The sequence below is a fragment of the Marinagarivorans sp. genome (genome assembly GCF_982758155.1).
Genome location: NZ_CEXWTU010000023.1, coordinates 1 through 22,506, shown reverse-complemented (window position 1 = coordinate 22,506; position 22,506 = coordinate 1). Strand labels below are relative to the sequence as shown.

Sequence of the window (22,506 nt, the reverse complement as noted above, 5' to 3'; positions counted from 1 at the left end):
TAAAGGCGCTAATTTTTACGCTAGCGTAGTTTCAACGTTGCCAAACCAAACAAAACTAGCATCACAGTCACAATCCAGAAACGCACAATAACCCGAGGCTCTGGCCAACCTTTTAATTCAAAGTGATGATGTAATGGGGCCATCCGAAAAATTCGCCGGCCTGTTAACTTGAAACTCGCAACCTGTAGAATGACAGACACCGTTTCCATAACAAAAACACCCGACATCACAAAAAATACGATTTCATGGCGAACAATGACGGCCACAACCCCTAAAGCGCCACCAAGTGCCAATGCACCCACATCACCCATAAACACCTGCGCAGGGTAAGTGTTAAACCACAAGAAGCCCAAACCGGCTCCCGCTAAAGCGGCACAAAAAACAACTAATTCACCAGTACCCGCGACGTATGGAATGTGGAGATACGCTGCAAATTTAGCATTACCGACAAGGTAGGCAATGATTCCAAGTGCAGCCCCAACCATAACAGTAGGCATAATCGCCAAACCATCAAGGCCATCCGTTAAATTCACAGCATTTGAGCTACCCACAACCACAAAGTAGACCAGCAATAAATACAAAGGCCCTAAATCCAGCGCAACATTCTTAAAGAACGGGATAAATAATTGAGTTTCCGCTGGAGACTGTGCCGTCGAATACAAAAAAATAGCCACTGCAAAACCCACAATAGATTGCCAAAAGTATTTCCACTTAGCAGGCAACCCCTTAGAGTTTTTCTCTACGACTTTACGGTAGTCATCCACCCAGCCAATAGCGCCATAGGCAAACATTACAAACATAACCGCCCAAACAAATCGATTACTCAAATCGGACCACAAAAAAGCACTCGTCCCAATAGCAAACAAAATAAGCCCGCCGCCCATTGTTGGCGTGCCTTGCTTGCTTAAATGGCTTTGCGGACCGTCGCTACGAACAGTCTGGCCAATTTGTAACTTGACTAATTTACGAATAAATAGCGGACCTAAGAACAGGCATATACCTAACGCCGTTAACACACCTAAAATAGCGCGTAACGTAAGATAGCGAAAAACATCTAAAGCACTAAAGTGCGGCTGTAGTAAATCAGCCAACCAAACTAACATGGGCTAAGACCCTTACTTGTTTTTGAAAGAATAGGGATCACATCATCCACGGCCGCACCATGTGATCCCTTCAATAAAATTGTTGCATCTTGATATAAATATGGGGCGATAAAATCCGCAGCCTCAACAACATTCGCAACAACCGCAGCATTTTCTCCAAACGCCTCAGCGGCTAGACGCGGTAAGGCCCCAATAGCCAATAAATGTGTTACTCCCATTTCCTGCGCATAAAGCCCAATAGACGTATGTTCAAAACCTTCGCCCTCACCTAGTTCCCCCATATACCCTAAAACAAGCAAGCGGATGCCCGTTGCCTGCGAGGCTAAGTAATCTATCGCAACCCTTACCGACCCAGGGTTTGCGTTGTACGCGTCATGAATAATTACAGCCTGTTGCGCTGGAACCAATAATCCTAAACGCTGCATCCTTCCTCTATCGCCATAATACTGCTGTAAACCTAGAGCGATACTATCAAACGAAATCCCAGCAGCTAATGCGCAGGCAGCAGCCGCTAAAGCATTGCTGACAAAATGAAGACCTAAAACATTAAGCGTTACGGGTGTTTTCGCCCCCTGGTAATGCATAACGAATTGCGGGTAACCCTCAGGAGTCATTGAGATATCTGTGGCAATTAAACATGGGAAACTATAGTTGCCGAGATCACTTTTACCCGCACTGAAGCCTATTTGACTTAAATGCGTAGTTTGCTTTAAATACTGACTTGAAAAAGCATCATCCAAATTTATAACTGCAGTACTTGTTGCACCCGCTTTGTTAAGGGAGTCATAAATAGTTCCCTTTTCATTCGCAATTGCATCAATGCTACCAAAACCACCAATATGAGCCGCACGTATGTTATTGACCAGCGCCACCGTTGGCTCAGCCATATTCGCCAAATAAGCAATCTCATTCTGTCCACTGGTACCCATTTCTATCACTGCATACTCATGCTCAGCAGTCAGGTCTTTGAGCGTAAGTGGCACGCCAATGTGGTTATTAAAGTTACCTTGCGTTGCGAGTGCTTTTCCCGCCAGTTCAAAAATACTATTCAGCAAACCTTTAACGGACGTTTTTCCACAACTACCCGTGATAGCAACAAGCGGGCCGGTAAAATCCTGACGAATACAGTTCCCTATTTCTCCAAGAGCAATCACTGTATCGCTCACAACTAATTGCGGTAAGGAGCAGCCTTCCACTCGATGATCAACAACTGCAGCAATAGCACCGCTATTTTGCGCCTGTATTAAAAAATCATGCCCATCAAAATTATCGCCGCGCAAGGCTACAAAAAGATCTGCCGTTTTTATTTTTCGGGTATCTGTCGTGATTGCCAAAAAATCGCAATCGTTGCCGACTAACTGCCCTTCAGTTGCTGCCAACAAATGAGAAAGTTTCATTGTCCGGCCCCGCTTTCCATTGTAGGTTCATAAGTAAAGTCTATTACGTGCTTTTGCGCTAACGCCTGCTCAGCAATAGTAATATCAGAGAAAGGAATTTTTTGCTCCTTTATAATCTGATAAGTCTCGTGACCCTTACCGGCAATTAGAATGCAATCACCTGCCGTTGCATGCGCAATACTGTATTCAATCGCTTCTTTTCGATCCGTAATAATACGAGCAGCTTTTTTACAGCCAGAGGCTATATCACTCAAAATACTATCAGGGTTTTCATTTCTTGGATTATCGCTAGTTAATACCAACTCATCAGCAATATCTTCTGCAATGGCACCCATCAATGCGCGTTTTTGCTTATCTCGATTACCACCACAACCAAAGACCACCCAAATTCTACCTACTGTATGGGCTTTTAGTGCTATTAATGCTTGTTCAAGCCCGTCTGGCGTATGCGCAAAATCCACAACGACTTGAACACCACCAACCGGGGTCAACTGTTGCATCCTTCCCGTTATCGGCAACAACGATGGTATAGATTCAATAACTCGATTAAAGTCGGCTCCTTGGACCATCGCCGTAGCAATCGCGCCAAGAAGGTTATAAACATTAAAAACGCCGTAAAAGGGAGAGATAACATCAGTGTTACCCCAAGGGGAGTACAATGTGAAGGCGGTTCCCGCTTGGCGAGTATAAATATTCTCTGCGCGCACCTCGCCACTATGAATGCCGTAACGAATAGTCAAAATTGATGATTTACTGCTAGCCATTAACTCGGCGTGATCATCATCTGCATTCACAATGATTTGCTGCACTGACGGCATAGAGAAAAGCTTTTGCTTCGCCTCAGCATAACTCGTCAAATCACCGTGATAATCTAAATGGTCTTGTGTAAGGTTGGTAAATACAGCAGTAGAAATCGGTAGCCCTGCAACGCGCCCCTGACTTAAACCATGGGAAGAAACCTCCATCGCTACGCAGCCAACGTCACGGGATGAGAACTCAGCCAACGTTTTATAATTGCTAAAAACATCAGGGGTTGTCATGCCTGTTTCAGCAAGCGGCTCACCCAGAACACCAACACCCAAAGTCCCCATGGTAGCCGTTTTCATAAACCCACGATTTTCATCAACGAAACACGCTTTTTGAAGAAGCTGGGCAATTAAGGAAACCAACGTGCTTTTACCATTAGTACCAGTAACGCCGATAAGCGCTAGGGGATTTGCAGATGATAATGAATACTTTCTGCTAGCAAGTTCGGGAAGTATTGCGGACAGATTTGGGACAGTAATGATCACGGGGTCACTATGACTACCCTCCGATACGTCTTCATTACCCTCACGTAAAATAGCGATCGCTTCCCCATTGACTGCATCTGAAATAAACGCCTCACCACCAATACAAATAAAAACATCACCAGGGTTTAACAACCGAGTATCTAAACGCAAATCACCAACGGGAAGGTTGGCGATATGAGGCGGTAGTATCAGCTGAGGCAGCAACTGGGCAAACGTAATTATATTCATCGCCGAGCCACTCTTGAGCCTATTGTTTGCTGGCTGTTATTGGGGGGGATATTTAATAATCTTAATGAACTATCGGTAACGCTAGCAAAAACAGGCGCTGCAGCTTCGCCACCATAATAATGCCCACTACTAGGCTCATTAATGACTACGACCGTGACAACTTTAGGATTATCCGCTGGCGCCATGCCCGCAAAAGTGGCCACATATCTATCATCAGCATAACCATGTTTACCGACTTTATGCGCCGTACCTGTTTTACCCGCGGTAAGATAGGCACTCGTTTGTGCTCTTGTCGCTGTACCACCTTGCTCGGTGACACGCTTTAGCATTACAGCAATTTGATCTGCAATTTTGGCATCAACAATTTGGGTCGCAGGCGGAAGCTCATCTTGTTTTAATAATGAAATAGGCCGTGATCTTCCAGAGTTTGCAACGGTCACGTAAGAATGTGCCAATTGAAGCGGCGTTACGCTCAAACCATAACCAAAAGCCAATGTCGCGGTTTCAATCGGGTGCCACTTTCTACGGTTCGGCAGTACGCCGATGCTTTCACCAGGAAAACCGCTACCCGTACTTTGACCAAAGCCCAAACGCGCAAACATATTGCGAACTACATCTTGCGGTAAATCTAACGCTAACTTACTGATGCCCACCTGACTGGATTTTTGAATAACAGTACCAAGATCAATCTCACCGTAATTCTTTGGATCCAAAAATGTTTTACGACCAACTCGAATATAGCCGGGGTTGGTATTAATGACTGAATCGGGGGTATAGCGGCCAGTCTCAAGCGCGGCCATTACAGTAAAAGGCTTAACTGTCGAACCTGGCTCAATAACATCCGTCATGGCGCGGTTACGAGTTTCAGAGGCTTTAATGTTTTTACGGTCGTTCGGGTTATATGAAGGCTGATTAACCATGGCTAATATTTCACCACTTTCAACATCCAACATAACAATAGAGCCAGACTTAGCTTTTTGAGTAGCCATTGCACTCTTTAGCTCTCTATACGCTAAATACTGTAACCGTAAATCAATACTTAACTGCACATCACCGCCAGGGCTGGCGGCTTTAACAATACCCAAATCTTTTACAACATTACCTTTTAAGTCTTTAACTACACGCTGAACACCTGCCGCACCCGTCAAATGATCATCGAGGGCTAGCTCCATCCCCTCTTGACCTTGATCATCGATATCGGTAAAGCCAACAATATGGGCAGCCACTTCACCGGCAGGATAAAAACGCTGGTATTCACGCTCAGAAATAACGCCTCGAATTTTAAGCTGAGTAGCGGCTGCCGCCTCATGAGGAGGAAGTTGCCTAGCCACATACATAAACTGTTTATTCGCGTAATGCTGGAGTTTCTTATTAAGATCGTCAGCCGAAAGGTTCAACGCCTTCGCTAAATTTTTAACGCCTTGCGGCGATATGACTTGCGGGTTTACCGCGATAGAAATAACCGGCGTACTCACCGCCAACAACTCACCATTACGGTCAGATATTACACCGCGATAAGCATTAATTTTTTGCGAGCGCAAAGTTCGAGCTTGTCCTTGCGCCTGAAGAAAATCGTGACCCTTTTCCTGCCCCGGCATTACTTGCAAATACGATAAATGCCAAACCAGCGCAGCAGGCAATATTGCTATAATTAAGCAAATTGCAGCAAAACGCCAATGGGCAGCTATTCGACTCATCGTATTTCTACCACCACAACTTCATGCCCAGTGGGTACTCGCATATTTAAATCCTGCGTAGCAATTTTTTCCACCCTTGCATAAGACGCTAATGCGCTTTTCTCGAGTAACAACTGGCCCGTTTCCACCTGTAGAGCTTGGGTTTGATTATTCAGTACAGCCAATGCTTGCGTATGCCGGCGCACATCAAACGTGATGTAAACTACCGAAATAGCAGAAACAACAACAGACATCCATAAAATACTAACTAACGAAAGTTTAGATTTTGAAATCATCACCGCTACTCCTCTTTCATGGGAAGTTTTTCAGCGATTCGCATAATAGCGCTACGAGATCGAATATTTTCACCTAACTCTTCATCGGTCGCTTTAACCGGCTTCGTAATGATACGAAGTGTTTTTTCCAACTCGATATCCGGGATAGGTAAATTCGCAGGTAACGACTTACCTTTAGCGCCCTCTTTAAAAAAACGCTTTACGATACGATCTTCAAGGCTGTGAAAACTAATAACGATCAAACGCCCGCCGGGGCGCAAAATATCTAATGCGGCAGGTAAAGCCGCTCGAAGATCATCAAGCTCGCCATTCACATGAATACGAATCCCTTGAAACCCTCGCGTTGCAGGATTTTTGTCGCGCTCCCAACGGGGGTTCGCTTTAGTAATAACATCCGCAAGATCCAAAGTCCGTTCGAAAGGTTTATCGGCACGACGACGAACAATAGCGCCTGCTATACGACGAGAAAAGCGTTCTTCACCGTACTCTTTCATAACACGTGCAATTTCAGCTTCTTTCGCACGATTAACAAAATCGGCCGCGCTTTGCCCCCTACTCGTATCCATTCGCATATCTAATGGACCGTCTTTAATAAAACTAAAGCCTCGCTCGGCTTGATCCAACTGCGGAGAGGAAACGCCTAAATCAAGTAATACGCCATCTACAAGACCCGATAAATCTCGCTCTTGAGCAACTCGCTTCATGCTAGCAAACGAATCATGGACAATAGAAAACCGTGAATCTTCAGCCGTTAGCGCATCACCAACCGTAATAGCTTCAGGGTCTTTATCAAAAGCAATTAATTGTGCATCTGCAGATAAGCTTTTTAAAATGGCTCGACTATGACCGCCCCTTCCGAAAGTGCCGTCAATGTAGACGCCCCCCTCATTACCAACCAATGAAGAAACGGACTCTGCGAGTAATACTGAATAATGCGCTTGTGCTGTCATAAAGTCGCTAAATTAGAGTTATAAGGAAAGCGACAGCATTTCTGCTGGCATTTCGTCATCTTCACTGGCAGCTACGGTTTGCAACCAATCATCTTCATTCCAGAGTTCAAACTTTTTCCCCAACCCAACCAACATCAGCTTTTTGTCGAGGTTTCCATAATCACGTAAAGTTGGCGGCACTAATACACGGCCGTTACCATCCAATTCCAACGTCGTGGCATAACCAATCAATAAACGCTGGGCTCGTAAAGCCGCTCGATTAAACGTCGGTAATGCCTCAATTTTCGGTAAAATGGCTTGCCACTCTGTTTCTGGATACATTAATACACAGCGGTCTTGGGTATGTGCTGTCATCACAATACGTGACTCACTAATAGACGCGAGTACATCCCGGTGTTTAGCCGGAATCGCAAGCCGTCCTTTAGCGTCCATATTGATGTTATGACTGCCTTGAAACACGATTCCCCCACCAAGAGTAGCGCTTAAGCCACCAAAAACCACAATTAACCACAATTAACCACTTATACACACTATATGTGCGATCAAAGCAAAGTCAAGTAAGGTGGAGGGAAAGTCAGACAGATGGCAGCTTATTAACGCATGATACGCGCACAATAAAGGACGTTCATGCTAATAGAGGGGTAGTTAGTCAATATAAAGCTATGCGTTACAAGCAGATCTTAAGAAAGAACTTTAAGAAAAAGAACAAATAGAGGTTATTGTGTTTTCTTGAAATAGCCGCCAGCTATAGAGCTGGCGTCGGTAATGAAAGGGTAGGCAATAATTATCACGAGAAATAAGAAGGAGTCAGCCGGTAAGCCGGGTTCTGTCGTGGACAATCATTCATCTGGGATATGCGTCGCCACATACCTCAAGCAACCTACCCGAACCCAACGCGGGCCACGCCATACGGGTTCCTATTTGGTCTTGCTCCGAACGGGGTTTACCATCGCCGTGAACTGTTACCAGTCACGCGGTGCGCTCTTACCGCACCTTTTCAACCTTACCGGCGCTTACGCGCTTAGGCGGTACACTTTCTGCTGCACTTTCCGTAGGCTCGCGCCCCCCAGGCGTTACCTGGCGTTCTGCCCTATGGAGCCCGGACTTTCCTCCCCTGCATATAGCAGAAGCGATTGCCTAGCTGACTCCGGTGCGCACTTTAGCGGTTTGCATCACTTTACTCAAGCGAGAACTTTTAATTTCTCGCTTCTTTTACTTCATGTTGCGCACTTGAAATATACGAATCGAGCCTGCAAAATTTAAGAAAAATACCGTTGATTAACCTTCGCCCAAACTTTGGTCATTGTGCTCTCAACAGCAACCGAAACTGAAAGCCCTAGTTTCTCAGGCAGCGTTTTTTTCTGCTCAAAACCGACTTCAAATAGATCTGACGATCGAGCCAGCTCATACAGGTATTCATCAGAGGTGCTTACCTCATCAATTAACTTTTTATCCAGTGCGCGCGAGCCAAACCATATTTCACCGGTGGCCACATCCTCAACATCAACCTTTTCACGGTGCCCAGAAACAAACTCCTTAAAAAGTACGTGAGTATCTTCCAAATCCTCAACGAATTTTGCACGGCCTTCATCTGTATTCTCGCCAAGCATGGTCAGGGTACGCTTGTACTTACCAGCGGTTAACATCTCATAATCGACATCGTACTTTTTAAGCACCTTATGAAAATTAGGAATCTGCGCAACAACACCAATAGAACCGACTATAGCGAATGGCGCTGCCAATATCTTATCGGCAACACATGCCATCATATAACCACCACTGGCAGCAACCTTATCTACACACACGGTCAAAGGGATTGCCTTATTAGTGATGCGCGCAAGCTGACTTGAAGCCAACCCATAACTATGCACCATGCCGCCGCCGCTCTCCAACTTAACAACCACCTCATCTTGAGGCTCGGCAACCGTTAAAACAGCCGTAACCGTCTCTCGCAATTCATCCGCTGCCGAAGCTTTAATGTCGCCGTCGAAATCCAATACATAAACACGCTTTCGGCGCTCCGGTGTCTCAACTTTTTTATCCGCCTTGTCTTTTTGCTTGGCGTCTTTTTTCTCCGCTTTTTCGAGTGCTTTTAACGCTTTTTCAGACAAAACAGCATGCTGTAACGCTTCACGCATAGCATCGTAGCGCTCATTTAAACGCACTATGCTAATCTGCCCCTTTTCACCACCCTGCCCTTTTAAACCGGCAGCCACAATCAACCCGATCACAACCGCAATAGCCACAACCAAGGTAATCGATTTAGCCAGAAACAATCCATACTCAAATAAAAATTCCAACAGATAATCCTCAAATACGTCTAAACATCAACAGACTACAAAATATAAAAGCACCACCATCCATACAAAGAACAGCACTGCGCACTTTAACCCTTACACGACCCAAAGAAGTCATCTATCAGATGACGTGAGATACTCCCCTCTGGGGGCAACTCTGGTAAATCACTCACAGTAAACCAATCCGCGTGTTCAATTTCCACACCATCAACAACTATATCACCGCCCGCATAATCAGCCATGTAACCCAGCATCAACTGGGAGGGATACGGCCAGTTTTGGCTTGTGACATAACGCAAATTAGCCACCTCAACACCAACCTCCTCGCGAACCTCCCGAACAAAAGCTTGCTCAGCAGACTCTCCAACCTCAATGAAACCGGCCAAGCAACTATAACGCTGACTTTTAGAGCGTACATGCTTTGCAAGCAAACACCGAGGCCCGTCAACCACAAGGCCAATGACACAAGGCGATATACGAGGGTAAAATAAAGCGGCGCAAGCCGTGCATTCCAACGCAAGCTCATCAGCATGCTGCCGAGCTAAGCCGCCACAGCGACCACAATATTGATGGTGCAACCACCAGTGCTCTAACTGAGCGGCACGTGCCAGCAAACTAAAAACATCAGCGTCAACCGAAGACATCAAATGCCGGAGCGATAAGAGCGGGTCTTTTGATAACCCCACCACAACGGCAACCGACCAAGACTCCCCAGCAAGACTCCCAACACGCAAAAAAACAGCCGCATCAAGCGGCTGTTTTTTATGTTTGTAATCACCATTCTCTTTTGGCAAAAAGCGGCCATCACAGACCACCAGCCAAACATCAGATAACATTCTATAACCCCTACCTAACAAGCTAGTGGCTAGCTACATATTCCGAAGCAAACCCCAGTGCAGCAAGACTATCCTCCGCCAGCTTAAGCACAGATTCGTCTGCACGATGGCCGTGAACCGCAGTATCAATGTAGTATTCAATACTGATAATGGCGTCAGCGAAAGTTTCCAACAACTCTTTTAACGCAGCAGGTAAATCCGGCTGCATTAAAACTTCATCAACAAAATTAACGCAACTCTGCAAAGCCGCCGCCGCACGGTTATGCTCTAGCAAAATCATGCCACCACGAACACCGGTTAACGTTTTTGCAATATTACGGATATGGCCAGAATCATAATCGGACTCAGAATAAGAGTTAAGCGCTCGTTTGGACAAACTCAAACCCGCCTCAGACTCTTTCAATACAATTTTTTCAGCTTGCGCCAACTCACTTAAAGCGACAACGTCTCGCTGCACAACCTCATTTGCCATCGACAAACGATCACTCGACAACTTCGTATACTCCAAACTCAGCGTAGCACTTTCTATAAATAATAATGTTTTAGCTGCTTCATCAAGGTCGTCCTCACTCATTTCGCCATCGTTATCAGCCCACAAGCGGACGCGAGCAATTTCGTTTTTAAGAATTACGGACGGCCCTTTAAGCCCAACAATACTTAACGTTTCGGCGATTTTACTCAGCGTTTCAGCCAAGCCCTCAACATCATCAACTTTGTAAGCCCCTTGAGATGCAATCTCCAATACTTTTTTGGCGTTATTTATCTCGTCCTGCAAAACCTTAACCAACGATGCCACAGTACTAGCGCTAGGGCCCTGTAAAACTTGACGCTCCTCAGCTAACTCTTTATCTGTATAGCCCAAGCTAGGAATGGCATATAACGCACGGAGTTTTTTAAAGGTTTCACTATCTATGCCGGACAACATCAGTAAATACAGAAGCTCTTTGACAAGTCCTTTAGGCGGTACCGCCTGATAAGCAATACTACCGCTCTGTTGAACCTGACGAATAACGCGATCAAGTCGACTAAAGAGCATCTTGCGAGACTCAAGTAGCTCCATATTCTGTTTAACAACAGCCACAATGGCTAAGTTACCCAACCACCACAATAACGTCAGCGGTTTGTCGCTGCCTCCCAAACGCTGCAACCGGATTAAAGCGCGACGCATCAAACCAAGAGCGGGAATTGACTGATCACTTCGCAATACACCAATCAAACCCATCTGATACATATGCCGCAAGCGGGCCATTAACGGCTTAAACTCTGCATCACTAACAACAATAGGTTCGACAGGCGGGATAACCGGGGCATCGCGAAAGGTAATTTTAAAGAAGTGGCTTTCCGGCAGCACGGCTTCTTTGCGCAATTTGCGAAGCTCATTAATTTGAGGGATTAACAAAACAGGCAAACGCTTTTGCGCACGCTGCACGTACTCAATATAAGCGGCCATCACTACAAAAGCGGAGCTTATTTGCTCTAGCTTTTTAGCGCTAACCGTTGCAGCGTCACCAGGCTTAATTGTTGTTGTCGTTAGATAGAGCTCTTCCGCCAACAAACTAGCACCTTTAAGCTCCAATAGCCGAAAGATACCCAGTATTTGTTTTATACCTGCTGTACAGGCCCCTAGCGGCTTACCGTCGTCTTTATCTGAAGCATAAGATTCAAGATCGTGCCCAGCTTGCTCAATTGTAGCAAGCAGCTCTTCACGAACCATCGACAAAGACTGAACATTGACTGAGTCCGTCGTATTCACACTGTATTCCTGTTTGCTGATTGTCTGCATATAGCGTTTATATTTATGGTTGTTTGCTTAAAGAATGTCAAAGTGACACTGCAAAAATCGTTGTTTGAGGATCTAAAACCTTCCTCTCCACCAAAATCCATTAAAAATGGGTACGCCATGCAGAAGTTTGTACTTCAGATTAAACCGACAACCACATGACAAAAACGTAACTAATCTCTGCGAGTGTAACAAAACCTAATGATCTCGCACAGAGGCATAACCCAAATAGGACATTATGTGCCAAATCAAGGTGATTGCGCTGTATTTTTACCCTGCCTGGGCAAAACACCAGCCCCAAAATCTCACAGAAAAATAAAAAATCAAAAAGTGCATTGACGAGTCAAAAACGATTGCTATAATGCGCGCCTCACTTTGCCAGAGTGGTGAAATTGGTAGACACAGGGGATTCAAAATCCCCCGCTAGCAATAGTGTGCCGGTTCGAGTCCGGCCTCTGGTACCAAATACAAAAACCCCGACCGCCCGGCGATCGGGGTTTTTTATTGCCCAACCATTTAGCTTATAAAATGTAACTATTCAGTCATGCGTAAATAGGCCAGCAAACTGATCATTTTCTGGGCCGATCAAGCCATCTTTCGGCGCCACGCAAGCACTCCTGACGCCTGAATGCCCATAAATTAATCAATTCGCCTTTTTGGTGAGTATTATTTCGAGCCCACCTGAATAGTTACATAAAAATTAACCTACAAAAAAAGCCCGCAGTTGCGGGCTTTTTTTGTAATTAGTTTCGACTAAAAATGATACACACTTAAGCCGTCTCCACCAAAGCAGGCTCAACTTCACTTTCCTCATCCAATTTTATTAGCGTAATATTTTTCAGCACGGCCAACTGAGAGCACCAAACAGCGCCAACTGGTATCTCCATATCAATCATAACCACCTGCGATATTGATGTGCGCTCATTCATATCCCGCAAAGCTGACAACAAATCGCCATCTTTTAAAAGCATCATGCCGCCGCGCACACCAAAGGCAGCCCATCCGCGCCAACTGCCGCTGCCATCAGGTTTTTTCACCACAACCCGCGTTAAGCTTAGGCGCTCAGCACGCTTGCGGCGAACAAGTTCCTGAACATCAAGGCGCCCCTGGCGCTGCCAGCTGCCAGCAATATAACTCTGATAAACACCCTCATGCTTCGGCGAGCTCAGACCACAAGCCGCAAACAACCGACCCAACGTCGTAGCACTACAAGTGACATCGAAGGTACTTTCGATTTGCAGCAAAAGCTCTGCGCGTGACCACATTTTAGTAGGCTGATCTATAATCCAACCAAGGACCTCAGAGAGCTGCTCTTCGGATAACTGTCGACGACGCCCCTGCTTAGCGCTCTGCGCGAGTGCAGTAGCGCCATCATCTTTGTATGTGCGCAGCCACTTATAGAGTGTTTTATCACCAAGACCATAAGCCCTAGTAACCCTTGAAACAGGCTCACCAGAGATAACACGAGAGACTGCCATTTGTCGTAGTAGTGCCTGCTCATCAGCATTCAACTTACGCGCGTCGTACTTTATTTTTGCCGCTGCAGAAGCCTGCATAGAACTACCTCCTGATCATTCATTGTGCCGACAAGGTTAATGTGCAATGGTTTTCAGGTCGCACCACTTTTCACAAAACACCAATATCGGGTAAATACCATTTAAGGGAACCGCTTTTTAAACGTCCCACTTTCTGCAATACTGAAAGTGGGAAAAACAAAAAGTAATTAAAATCAGAGCGTTGCAAACCCAATGAGCGACCCATTTAAAACACCACTCTTTAACCTGCACGATCTAATCGTGATAACCACAGCTATCGCTGCCATCCTAATGTTAGTGATGCAAGCCGTTGCGCCCAGCAAAAACAGTCGTGCAAACTACTGCTTAACCGTATTTTTTGGCTGCTTACTCGTTCATTCCGTCTGCATTATACTCATGTGGAACGAGCAAATAGCGCTAAACTTGAATACCTCCTCCTCTAGTATTGCCATCCTTACATGCCTTGCTAATCTCCTTAAAGGCCCATCGCTTTTGTTTTACGTGACCGCCATTACTCAGGCGGGGTTTAACTTCAACAAAAAGCAGTTAGTGCACCTTGCTCCATCCGCCGTTGTTGTCAGTCTCATTTTACTGCTAGGCATATCCCTTGATGACCTTAAAGGTGTTACGCACACGCAACACCAGCGCCTCATTCACGACATATGGCTTTTAATGAAAGGACTACCTGCAGTCTACGCCCTAGCCTGCATCCCTATAGCACTTTCAACCTCGCATCTTATGCAAAATTTTTATTCGAACGATAACGCTATGGGTAAAAACTGGCTTAGCCTCTTATGCATTGGCTATGCCGCCTACTGGGGATGGACTTTCTTTAGCCACTTATTTGGCGACACTCTCACCAAAATTTGGCTAGATGACGGCAGCATGGCAGACATACTCGGCATAGCGAGCAACTACCTTGCGTTTGGGCTTTTACTCACCCTATTCAGCTATAGCGTCTCCCTCACCCAACAACAGTTAGGGCGCGCCTTAACCGCCTCAAAACCAAAGACATCCGTAAAAAGCACCCTACTGCACGTCAACTCCCTTGCTGACACAATCGAATCAAGCATGATAAATGAGCGACTATTTCTACAGAGCAACTTAACCGCAGAGCAATTTGCAGACCACCTAGGCCGCTCCACACGCGACATATCAACAGTACTAAACCAACACTTTGGCAAAAACTTTTTCGAATTCATTAATAGCTATCGTGTTCAAGAGGCTCAGAGGCTACTGGTATCGCCCAAACATTTAGAAACATCAATTACAGACATCCTCTTCATGACGGGATTCAACAGTAAGTCTGCATTTCAACGCTTTTTCAAGCGCATTACCGGAATGTCGCCAAGTGAATACCGCGCCCAACACAAAAGCGGAGCGCTTTAAACCTCAAACATCAGGAGATGCAAGCTCGTGCTCGCTCACTCAACAATCGATAGCCAGCACTATTGCGCTCCCCTTTATCACAAACCGATAAAACATCCTCAATGAAAAAGCCCAGCGCACGCTGCTCGATTCGCCGCACGCCCTCAGTAACGTGAACATTCTGCGCACGATAGTAGGATGCAGCACCAAAATCCCCCAATAGAACATGCCCAGAACCTTCGTCCAGCAACATATTGTGTGCGTATAAATCACCATGACACAGCATTTTACTGTGTACATGCTCAACCACAGCCTCAACCTGCTCAACCAGCATCTCGATCAAACCCAGCGGCAGCGAAGTGCCCTCAGTAAAGACATCGCGAGTGCAGCTTGCCAAGCTTGGCGGACCCGCCAAATTCCGATAACCGTCAGGGATTAACCTCATCACCAAACCCTTGCCAGGAATGCTAGCCAGCGGCGACACCAAATTATTGTGCTGCCCCACCATTAAGGTTGCACGCAGTTCATCCTGCACAAAACCATCACTTGTAACGCCGCCCTTAAAAAGCTTTACAGCCACGCACGAAGGGAATCTAGATTGCTCCCCACACCAATGCGCCTTCGAAATAACACCGGAGGCGCCATCGCCAAGAACCTCACCTATCACCAAATCATCAATATCTATCTCGGGCAGCTCGCCCTCACCATCCTCCGAATAGCAAAAAGGGTTGCCAGCAAAAGCCAGCCAAGCCAATCGAGGTAAATTTAAAAGTTGCTCAGGGAAGCTCAATAATCGATTGGCCGATATCCGAAGCAGCTGCAAATTTTCACAGCGCGCAATAGACTCCGGCAAACGAGACAGTTGATTCCCCGCCAGCATCAATTTTTGCAATCGATGCAATGAACCAATACTGTCCGGCAGCTCAGCGATGCAGTTGTCCGTCAAAATGAGCCAGCGTGTTTGCGGCGGCAAGGCCTCTGCCGGCACAACACTAATACGGTTTGATTTAAAGCCAATCATCTCCAAGGAACCACACCGACCCAACACAGAAGGTAAGGCCTCAAAATCATTATTCGATAAAAACAATATTTTAAGACGCTTGAGGCAATGAAAATTATCCGGCAACAAAGACAAGCAATTCCCCGTCAAGTCAAGAACCTCCAAAGTCTCACATAAATTGAAAATCTCTTCTGGGAACTCGTGAATCCCCTCAGCAAGAGTTAGCTGCTTAACACCATCCAACTCTCCAGCCTTAAGCTTTGCCAATGTTTGCACATGACCCCCTCATTGATTTTTATGTATCGATAGTAAGTGTGCCGCATTGTACCTGACGCACTCCAGCGCGCAGGCCCAGCAAGCTAAAACAAAAATAGCGCTCGGCATTTGGTCAAAGGTAAACCATAATCTAGTCATTCGTTCATGCAGCGGCATTACATAACTTGCTGTATGATTCGCCCGTTAGTTAATTCGAGAGGAATTCTGTGTGATATCTACATCTGCGCTTATTGCTACCAGTGTTATTTGCCTCCTTGCGGGTGCCGGCTTAGGCGCGTTAGCTATGCGTATATTTAGCAACGCTCGCCAACCTAAAGACCTAGAAGCAAGACATAACACCTTACAAAGCGAATATAACCAATACCAACAAAATGTTGCTCAACACTTCGTTGACACTTCGCGCCTTATTACCGAAACGCAACAGCGTCAACAGGAGCTACGCGAACACCTCGTCCGAGGAGCGCTCCACTTAACAAGCGCCGACGTGAGCCGGTCGATTCTTGCCCAAGGCGACGAAGAACAACCCCTTAGCGAAAGCGCTGCACTCGAGAACCTCGACCCCGCAGACCTCTCCCCACCAAAAGACTGGGCACCTAAAGCACCCGGAGCCGGAGGCGTCCTGAGTGAAGAGTTTGGCTTAAAAGAAGAAGTTGATGAAGTCGACAGCATTGAAGTGCGGACCGCAACGAAGCCAACTGAAGCGCGCTAAATCGTGCTCTACCAAGTATTCCTTTATACCCGTTGGCCTCTTGTTATAGGGTTATTTTCAGCGTTAATAGCCCTTGTTGTTATGCCGCAGATGAACCCGCGCAGCAGCGGCGCTTTCGCGCCAAACAACAGCTGGGGACAGCCAACATCATACGCTCAATCCGTACAACGAGCCTCCCCCGCCGTTGTAAACATCTACACCCGCAAGAAACTAAAGCGCGCTCGCCATCCTCTATTTGACGACCCCTTATTTCGTCACTTTTTTAACAACGCCGACACTTCCCGCCAAGAAAGAATGCAGTCAGCGCTAGGGTCTGGCGTTATCGTGACCGAAACAGGTTACCTACTTACCAATAATCATGTCATTCAGGGAGCCGACGAAATTGTCGTTCAACTCCAAGACGGCAGAGATGCGCAAGCAGACCTCATTGGGATCGACAAGGAAAACGACCTTGCAGTACTCAAAATAGAACTGGACCAGCTCACCGCCATTCCCATCCCTTCCAACCAAGGCATGCTTGTCGGCGATGTGGTACTCGCAATTGGCAACCCCTTTGGTATGGGGCAAACCGTTACCCAAGGCATTATTTCTGCAGTCGGCCGATACGGGCTAGGCATCAACACCTTTGAAAATTTTATACAAACCGATGCCGCCATTAACCCCGGCAATAGCGGCGGCGCTTTAATCGATGCTTTTGGCAACCTAGTGGGCATCAACACCGCAATGCTTGACCGCATCGGCGACAACGACCTTAACGGCGTAGGGCTAGCCATCCCCGCCGAAACAGCCCTGCAAAGCCTAAACGATATTATTGAATTTGGCCGCGTTGTTCGCGGGTGGCTCGGCGTAACCGCACAACCCATCTCACCTCAAATTGCCAGCCGCTATAGCCTACCCTCGCCTCACGGTTTACTCGTGACAGGTGTATACAATAGCGGCCCTGCCCACGTGGCAGGCCTGCAACCCGGCGACATTATTGTGAAGGTCAACAATCAAAAGGTCAGTAACGGCTTAAATGGCGGTTTGCGCAGCATGCAAGAAGTGAAAGAGTCTCGACCAGGTGAAAAAATACTGCTCGAAATTTACCGCGACGGAAAACGACACGTCATCAATGCCGTGTTAGCCATCAACCCAATTACCAGCTAAGCCGCACATGCCCGACATCATTCTTGCGTCCTCATCAAAATACCGCCGCGCACTTTTAAGTAAACTTAATATCCAAGCGTCTTGCATAGCACCCAACATTAATGAATCGCCTCTCGCAAACGAGGCGCCCGAAGAGAGCGCACTTAGGCTTGCCAAAGCAAAAGCTCAAGCAGTAGCCAATCGCCCCGACGCTTCATTTGAAGAAATCATTATAGGCAGCGATCAAGTGGCTTGGACCGATGGCGCTCTACTGGGGAAACCAGGGTCTGCCGAAAAAGCCTTCGAACAACTCAAGCGCCAATCAGGGCGTACCGTACTTTTCCACACCGCATTGAGTGTCCAGCAAGGCAGCAAACAATACAGCGATGTCATTACAACAGAAGTCACTTTTCGCAAACTGACCAACGAAGAGATAATAAACTACATCCAGCAAGACAACCCCATCGACTGCGCCGGCAGCTTTAAAAGTGAAGGGGCCGGGTGCATGCTATTCAAACGAATAGCGAGTGATGACCCAAGCGCACTTATTGGCTTACCCCTAATTCGCACAGCCGAGTTCTTACGCCACTTCGGCGTTAACCCGCTACTACAAACCCATCAACCAACCTAGCCAAGCCGCTCTCGCCGACCATCGAGCCAAGGTACAATTAATTCCAAATTATCAACGCATAACTCAGGATCATAGGGCTTCAAACGATCAATATGATGGGCGCCATAACTAACGGCCACACGTGGCATAGCTACAGCCTGCGCCATTGCCATATCAAATTCGGTGTCCCCTATCATCAAAGCCTGCTTATGAGTGCGACCACTTTCCAGCAAAATTTCAGTGAGCATTAGAGGATCGGGCTTTGAAGCCGATTCATCAGCGCAGCGCGAGTACGAAAAAAGCTGCGCAACGCCCAACTGATCAAGCACTCGATCCAACCCCTTGCGACTCTTTCCCGTAGCAACAGCCAACGAGAAACCGTTACTGTGCAACGACTCCAACGCTTCGAGCGCACCGGGATAAAAACCAGGCACCTCGGCATCGGCGATATAGTGACGACTATAACTCTGAGCCAACGCCTCAACTTGCTCCAGCGGTAATCGCGGATACAACTGAGCCACCGCATTGACCAAACTTAATCCGATTATTTCTTTGATTGCCAATGGCGCCAGAACAGGAAACCCCAACTCTTTGGCAGCCAGCTGAACGCAGCGGACTATTTTTGCAGTTGAATCACTCACTGTGCCATCCCAATCAAAAATAATCAGCATTCGAGACCTCCAAGCCCAACGCAACCAAAGGGCGCAACAACTCTGCAGGTAAAGGCGCACGCACAGACAACGGTGCGCCGTCAGCAAAGCGCAACTGCAGGCCATAAGCATGCAAACACAAACGTTTAAAACCTTTGCCCCGAAAACGCTTATTCTCTTCAGGTGGCGTGTATTTATCATCCCCCACCAAGGAACATCCAACATGCTGGGCGTGCACGCGAATTTGATGCGTTCGCCCGGTTAGCGGCTTAGCCTCAACCAACGTAAAGCCATCAAAATACTGAAGCACTTTAAATTCAGTAACAGACGCCTTACCCTCTGAATGCACACGAACAACACGCTCACCATTAGGGTATTCACAGCGTTTCAGCGGTACATCCACCCGTGTAATATGCTTGGGCCAGCGCCCAACAACCACAGCCAAGTAATGCTTTTGTATCACCCCTTTATGCCGTAAAGCCTCCTGTAAATGTTTCAAAACACTGCGCTTTCTCGCGACCATTACGCAACCTGAAGTATCCCGATCCAGGCGATGCACCAGCTCCAAAAACGGCGCCTCATACGCCTGCCTCAAAGCCTCAATAAGCCCCACATTAATGCCACTACCCCCGTGCACCGCCAATCCAGAAGGCTTATTAATGATCAGTAAACCATTGTCATCATACAAAACGGCATCACTGAGTGTTTTAACCAAACCTTGCGATGGCGTCACCACCTCCACCTCTTTCGTTTTAACTGGGGGTACTCTCACAATATCTCCACCCACCAACTTACGATCCGGCTTTGCCCTACCCTTATTAACCCTGACCTCTCCCTTTCGAATCACCCGATAAATCATCGATTTAGGCACGCCCTTTAAGCGTGCCAGCAAGAAATTATCTAAGCGCTGGCCCTCATATTCTTCAGGGACTTCTATAAATTTAACTTCACTCATGACGTAACCTAGCGCATAAAACGCGCAATTCTACACCCCCCTTTCAAGCAGCTCTATAAAAGCCCCATATTAAATACTTGCACACATTTGAAAGCCTCATACCTAAGTGCTACACTCCAGCAGCTGTCACACCTGACTGGGCATATCTATCAGTACAGTAGCCCTACAGAGCAAATGCTCGCCCAGTTCGGACCGATTGAGTGACTGCACACTGAAATAATTAGCGCTATGGAGCAAATAGCTACAAGTGCAATTGGGATGGTGCGTTTACTAGGCAACTTAATTACCGCCAAAAACCCCTCCCTCGCTCACCACTGAGCAAAACAACATAAACTTAAACCGATAGATAAAAGCCAACGCGCATCTCAAGATGTGCTTGCAGTTTTGGCAGCAAGCGAGCATTAACCGCTTTGCGCCACGCCTTCGCTTTCGCACTATGCGACGAAGACCCTGAAGACGCTTCACTTTTGCGGCAAAGGCCCAAAAACACAGCGCTCACGGCATTCAAAAGCCAAAGGACACGATAGACGAATTAACAGCAGTTGCTGAGTATTGCTCAGCAACTGAAACACAAGTCACTGGCCGGTCACAATACCGCCTACTGGAAACCCGCAAGCACGCTTGCGACGTCCTAACACTTGTATAACTGTATGCGCGCACCGCAAGGCCTCACATTAAAGGCCAATTAAGTAGGCAAGCTCGATTTAGCACTTGCCACTTAGCCTGCAGCACGCACCTAGCCGCTATCGGCTGTATGCACTTTCTTGGGCTTGTGCTTTGCATAATTGCTAAAAGCAAAGAGAACACAACCAATGAAAAGAATGCTTATCAACGCCAGCCAACCCGAAGAAATCCGCGTGGCACTTGTCGACGGCCAATGGCTCTACGACCTTGATATTGAAAACCAACAGCGCGAACAAAAAAAATCCAACATCTATAAAGGCAAAATCACACGCGTTGAACCCAGCCTAGAAGCCGCCTTTGTTGAATATGGCGCTAACAGGCATGGATTCCTTCCCCTAAAAGAAATTTCACGCGAATACTTCGTTAAGCAAGACGGCAAAAGTGATCGCGGCCGCATCAAAGACCTTGTCAAAGAAGGCACCGAAGTCATTGTTCAAGTCGATAAAGAAGAGCGCGGCAACAAAGGCGCCGCACTAACTACCTTCATTAGCTTGGCCGGCCGTTACCTTGTGTTAATGCCGAACAACCCTCGCGGCGGCGGTATTTCTCGTCGTATTGATGGCGACGACCGCTCCCAGCTAAAGGAAGCACTTAGCTCACTCGATATGCCAAAAGGCATGAGTATTATTGTGCGCACCGCAGGTGTTGGCCGAAGCGCTATCGACCTTCAAAACGACTTCAATTATCTCGTTCGCGTATGGCAATCCATTATTGATGCCTCGACTGGCGTTAGCGCACCGAAGTTTTTGTTTCAAGAAAGCAACGTCATCATCCGCGCAATTCGCGACTACCTCCGCCCAGATATTGGCGAAGTTATTGTCGACACACACGACTCATTCCTTCTTGCGCAGCAGTTTGTCCAACAAGTGATGCCGCAAGAAAAGCACAAAATTAAGTACTATAACGATGAAGTACCCCTCTTCAACCGTTACCAAATCGAAGGCCAGATAGAAACCGCCTTTGAGCGTGAAGTAAAGCTTCCTTCCGGCGGATCCATTGTTATCGACCCCACCGAAGCCCTGGTCTCTATCGACATCAACTCTGCCCGCGCCACCAAAGGCGGAGACATTGAAGAAACCGCACTCGCCACCAATTTAGAAGCCGCCGACGAAATTGCGCGCCAAATGCGTCTTCGCGATATCGGTGGCCTAGTCGTTATCGACTTTATCGACATGCATCCAGACCGCAACCGCCGCGAAGTCGAAAACCGTATGCGCGACGCACTCGGCATGGACAGAGCACGCGTTCAAATCGGAAAAATTTCCCGCTTTGGCCTACTCGAAATGTCTCGCCAGCGCTTGCGTCCATCGCTTGAAGAAACAACCTCAAAGATGTGCCCACGCTGCACAGGCCAAGGCACTATTCGTAGCACCCGCTCCCTAGCGCTTTCCATATTACGAATAGTAGAAGAAGAGGCCAAAAAAGAACGCAGCGCCGAAATTCGCACAGTAGTCCCTGTACCCGTAGCCACTTACCTACTGAATGAAAAGCGCACCGAAATCAACAACATTGAAACACGCCATTCAACCCGCGTCGTAATCATACCTAACGAGCGCATGGTTACGCCCCACTACGAAGTCACTCGCTTGCGCGACGACGAAGTAGAAGGCACAGATCAAAGCTATAAAATAGAAATTTCAGACCCTCACGCCGATGAACTGGAAGAAGAGAAAAAAGCAGAAAACTTTGTTCCGCAAAAACCTTTAGTGGCACAAGTTTCGCCGCCACCACAAGTTACC

Annotated in this window: 19 protein-coding genes, 1 tRNA gene and 1 other RNA gene; 6 read left to right on the top strand and 15 right to left on the bottom strand. The window is 47.1% G+C overall.

Translation table 11 applies throughout. The annotated features are described in order from the left end of the window. Positions 1-20: 20 nt before the first annotated feature. The 11 genes from mraY to AC3A8L_RS04685 all read right to left on the bottom strand — a co-directional run bounded on the left by mraY (position 21) and on the right by AC3A8L_RS04685 (position 11,828). Entirely contained in the window at positions 21-1,103 is a 1,083-nt protein-coding gene (mraY, locus tag AC3A8L_RS04735) for a phospho-N-acetylmuramoyl-pentapeptide-transferase (protein WP_487961083.1), read from the bottom strand. After that, positions 1,097-2,500 (bottom strand): UDP-N-acetylmuramoyl-tripeptide--D-alanyl-D-alanine ligase, encoded by a 1,404-nt coding sequence (locus AC3A8L_RS04730; protein WP_487961082.1) that lies wholly within the window; start codon positions 2,498-2,500, stop codon positions 1,097-1,099. Before AC3A8L_RS04730 ends, mraY begins: the two co-directional genes overlap by 7 nt. Continuing rightward, positions 2,497-4,020 carry a UDP-N-acetylmuramoyl-L-alanyl-D-glutamate--2,6-diaminopimelate ligase gene (locus AC3A8L_RS04725; RefSeq protein WP_487961081.1) on the bottom strand — a complete coding sequence of 508 codons (1,524 nt, stop codon included), beginning with the start codon at positions 4,018-4,020 and terminating at the stop codon, positions 2,497-2,499. The genes AC3A8L_RS04730 and AC3A8L_RS04725 overlap by 4 nt, the downstream gene beginning before the upstream one ends. Further along, positions 4,017-5,717, bottom strand: a complete 1,701-nt coding sequence (locus AC3A8L_RS04720) for a peptidoglycan D,D-transpeptidase FtsI family protein (RefSeq protein WP_487961080.1) — start codon at positions 5,715-5,717, stop codon at positions 4,017-4,019. The genes AC3A8L_RS04725 and AC3A8L_RS04720 overlap by 4 nt, the downstream gene beginning before the upstream one ends. Beyond that, positions 5,714-5,992 carry a cell division protein FtsL gene (ftsL, locus tag AC3A8L_RS04715; protein WP_487961095.1) on the bottom strand — a complete coding sequence of 93 codons (279 nt, stop codon included), beginning with the start codon at positions 5,990-5,992 and terminating at the stop codon, positions 5,714-5,716. The genes AC3A8L_RS04720 and ftsL overlap by 4 nt, the downstream gene beginning before the upstream one ends. 5 nt (positions 5,993-5,997) lie before the next feature. Then, positions 5,998-6,942: a 16S rRNA (cytosine(1402)-N(4))-methyltransferase RsmH gene (gene rsmH / locus AC3A8L_RS04710; protein WP_487961079.1), complete on the bottom strand. Its 945-nt coding sequence runs from the start codon at positions 6,940-6,942 to the stop codon at positions 5,998-6,000. An 18-nt stretch (positions 6,943-6,960) separates the two neighbouring features. Next, positions 6,961-7,401, bottom strand: a complete 441-nt coding sequence (mraZ, locus tag AC3A8L_RS04705) for a division/cell wall cluster transcriptional repressor MraZ (protein ID WP_487961094.1) — start codon at positions 7,399-7,401, stop codon at positions 6,961-6,963. A gap of 340 nt (positions 7,402-7,741) precedes the next feature. After that, an RNA gene (rnpB, locus tag AC3A8L_RS04700) (RNase P RNA component class A) lies at positions 7,742-8,091 on the bottom strand. A gap of 110 nt (positions 8,092-8,201) precedes the next feature. Further along, a complete protein-coding gene (gene sohB / locus AC3A8L_RS04695) occupies positions 8,202-9,242 on the bottom strand; it encodes a protease SohB (protein ID WP_487961078.1) in 1,041 nt (346 codons plus the stop codon). An 86-nt stretch (positions 9,243-9,328) separates the two neighbouring features. Next, a complete protein-coding gene (gene nudC, locus AC3A8L_RS04690; protein WP_487961077.1) occupies positions 9,329-10,075 on the bottom strand; it encodes an NAD(+) diphosphatase in 747 nt (248 codons plus the stop codon). Between the two features lie 22 nt (positions 10,076-10,097). Beyond that, on the bottom strand, positions 10,098-11,828 hold the full coding sequence (locus AC3A8L_RS04685; protein WP_487961076.1) for a FimL-related protein: 1,731 nt from the start codon (positions 11,826-11,828) through the stop codon (positions 10,098-10,100). A 404-nt stretch (positions 11,829-12,232) separates the two neighbouring features. Between AC3A8L_RS04685 and AC3A8L_RS04680 the strand changes: the two genes are divergently transcribed. Next, positions 12,233-12,319 (top strand) — tRNA-Leu (locus AC3A8L_RS04680). Between the two features lie 306 nt (positions 12,320-12,625). On the opposite strand, the gene AC3A8L_RS04675 is transcribed toward AC3A8L_RS04680, so the two are convergent. Beyond that, positions 12,626-13,411 (bottom strand): helix-turn-helix domain-containing protein, encoded by a 786-nt coding sequence (locus tag AC3A8L_RS04675; protein WP_487961075.1) that lies wholly within the window; start codon positions 13,409-13,411, stop codon positions 12,626-12,628. A gap of 192 nt (positions 13,412-13,603) precedes the next feature. Between AC3A8L_RS04675 and AC3A8L_RS04670 the strand changes: the two genes are divergently transcribed. After that, positions 13,604-14,779 carry a helix-turn-helix domain-containing protein gene (locus tag AC3A8L_RS04670; protein WP_487961074.1) on the top strand — a complete coding sequence of 392 codons (1,176 nt, stop codon included), beginning with the start codon at positions 13,604-13,606 and terminating at the stop codon, positions 14,777-14,779. 10 nt (positions 14,780-14,789) lie between these two features. On the opposite strand, the gene AC3A8L_RS04665 is transcribed toward AC3A8L_RS04670, so the two are convergent. Next, positions 14,790-16,034, bottom strand: coding sequence for a leucine-rich repeat domain-containing protein (locus AC3A8L_RS04665; RefSeq protein ID WP_487961073.1), 1,245 nt, complete (start codon positions 16,032-16,034; stop codon positions 14,790-14,792). Between the two features lie 208 nt (positions 16,035-16,242). Between AC3A8L_RS04665 and AC3A8L_RS04660 the strand changes: the two genes are divergently transcribed. From AC3A8L_RS04660 to AC3A8L_RS04650, 3 genes are read left to right on the top strand one after another with little or no spacing between them, the layout of a single operon-like run. Then, complete coding sequence (locus AC3A8L_RS04660; RefSeq protein ID WP_487961072.1) at positions 16,243-16,743, top strand: Z-ring associated ZapG family protein; 501 nt, start codon at positions 16,243-16,245, stop codon at positions 16,741-16,743. A gap of 3 nt (positions 16,744-16,746) precedes the next feature. Further along, entirely contained in the window at positions 16,747-17,889 is a 1,143-nt protein-coding gene (locus AC3A8L_RS04655; RefSeq protein ID WP_487961071.1) for a trypsin-like peptidase domain-containing protein, read from the top strand. A gap of 7 nt (positions 17,890-17,896) precedes the next feature. Continuing rightward, complete coding sequence (locus tag AC3A8L_RS04650; protein WP_487961070.1) at positions 17,897-18,499, top strand: Maf family protein; 603 nt, start codon at positions 17,897-17,899, stop codon at positions 18,497-18,499. Here the strand turns inward: AC3A8L_RS04650 and AC3A8L_RS04645 are convergent. Both AC3A8L_RS04645 and AC3A8L_RS04640 read right to left on the bottom strand, forming a co-directional pair. Further along, positions 18,496-19,149, bottom strand: coding sequence for an HAD family hydrolase (locus AC3A8L_RS04645; RefSeq protein ID WP_487961069.1), 654 nt, complete (start codon positions 19,147-19,149; stop codon positions 18,496-18,498). The two genes, AC3A8L_RS04650 and AC3A8L_RS04645, sit on opposite strands and share 4 nt — an antisense overlap. After that, positions 19,133-20,083 carry an RluA family pseudouridine synthase gene (locus tag AC3A8L_RS04640; RefSeq protein WP_487961068.1) on the bottom strand — a complete coding sequence of 317 codons (951 nt, stop codon included), beginning with the start codon at positions 20,081-20,083 and terminating at the stop codon, positions 19,133-19,135. The genes AC3A8L_RS04645 and AC3A8L_RS04640 overlap by 17 nt, the downstream gene beginning before the upstream one ends. An 812-nt stretch (positions 20,084-20,895) precedes the next feature. Between AC3A8L_RS04640 and AC3A8L_RS04635 the strand changes: the two genes are divergently transcribed. Next, on the top strand, positions 20,896-22,506 hold a 1,611-nt coding region (locus tag AC3A8L_RS04635), incomplete at its 3' end, for an Rne/Rng family ribonuclease (RefSeq protein WP_487961067.1).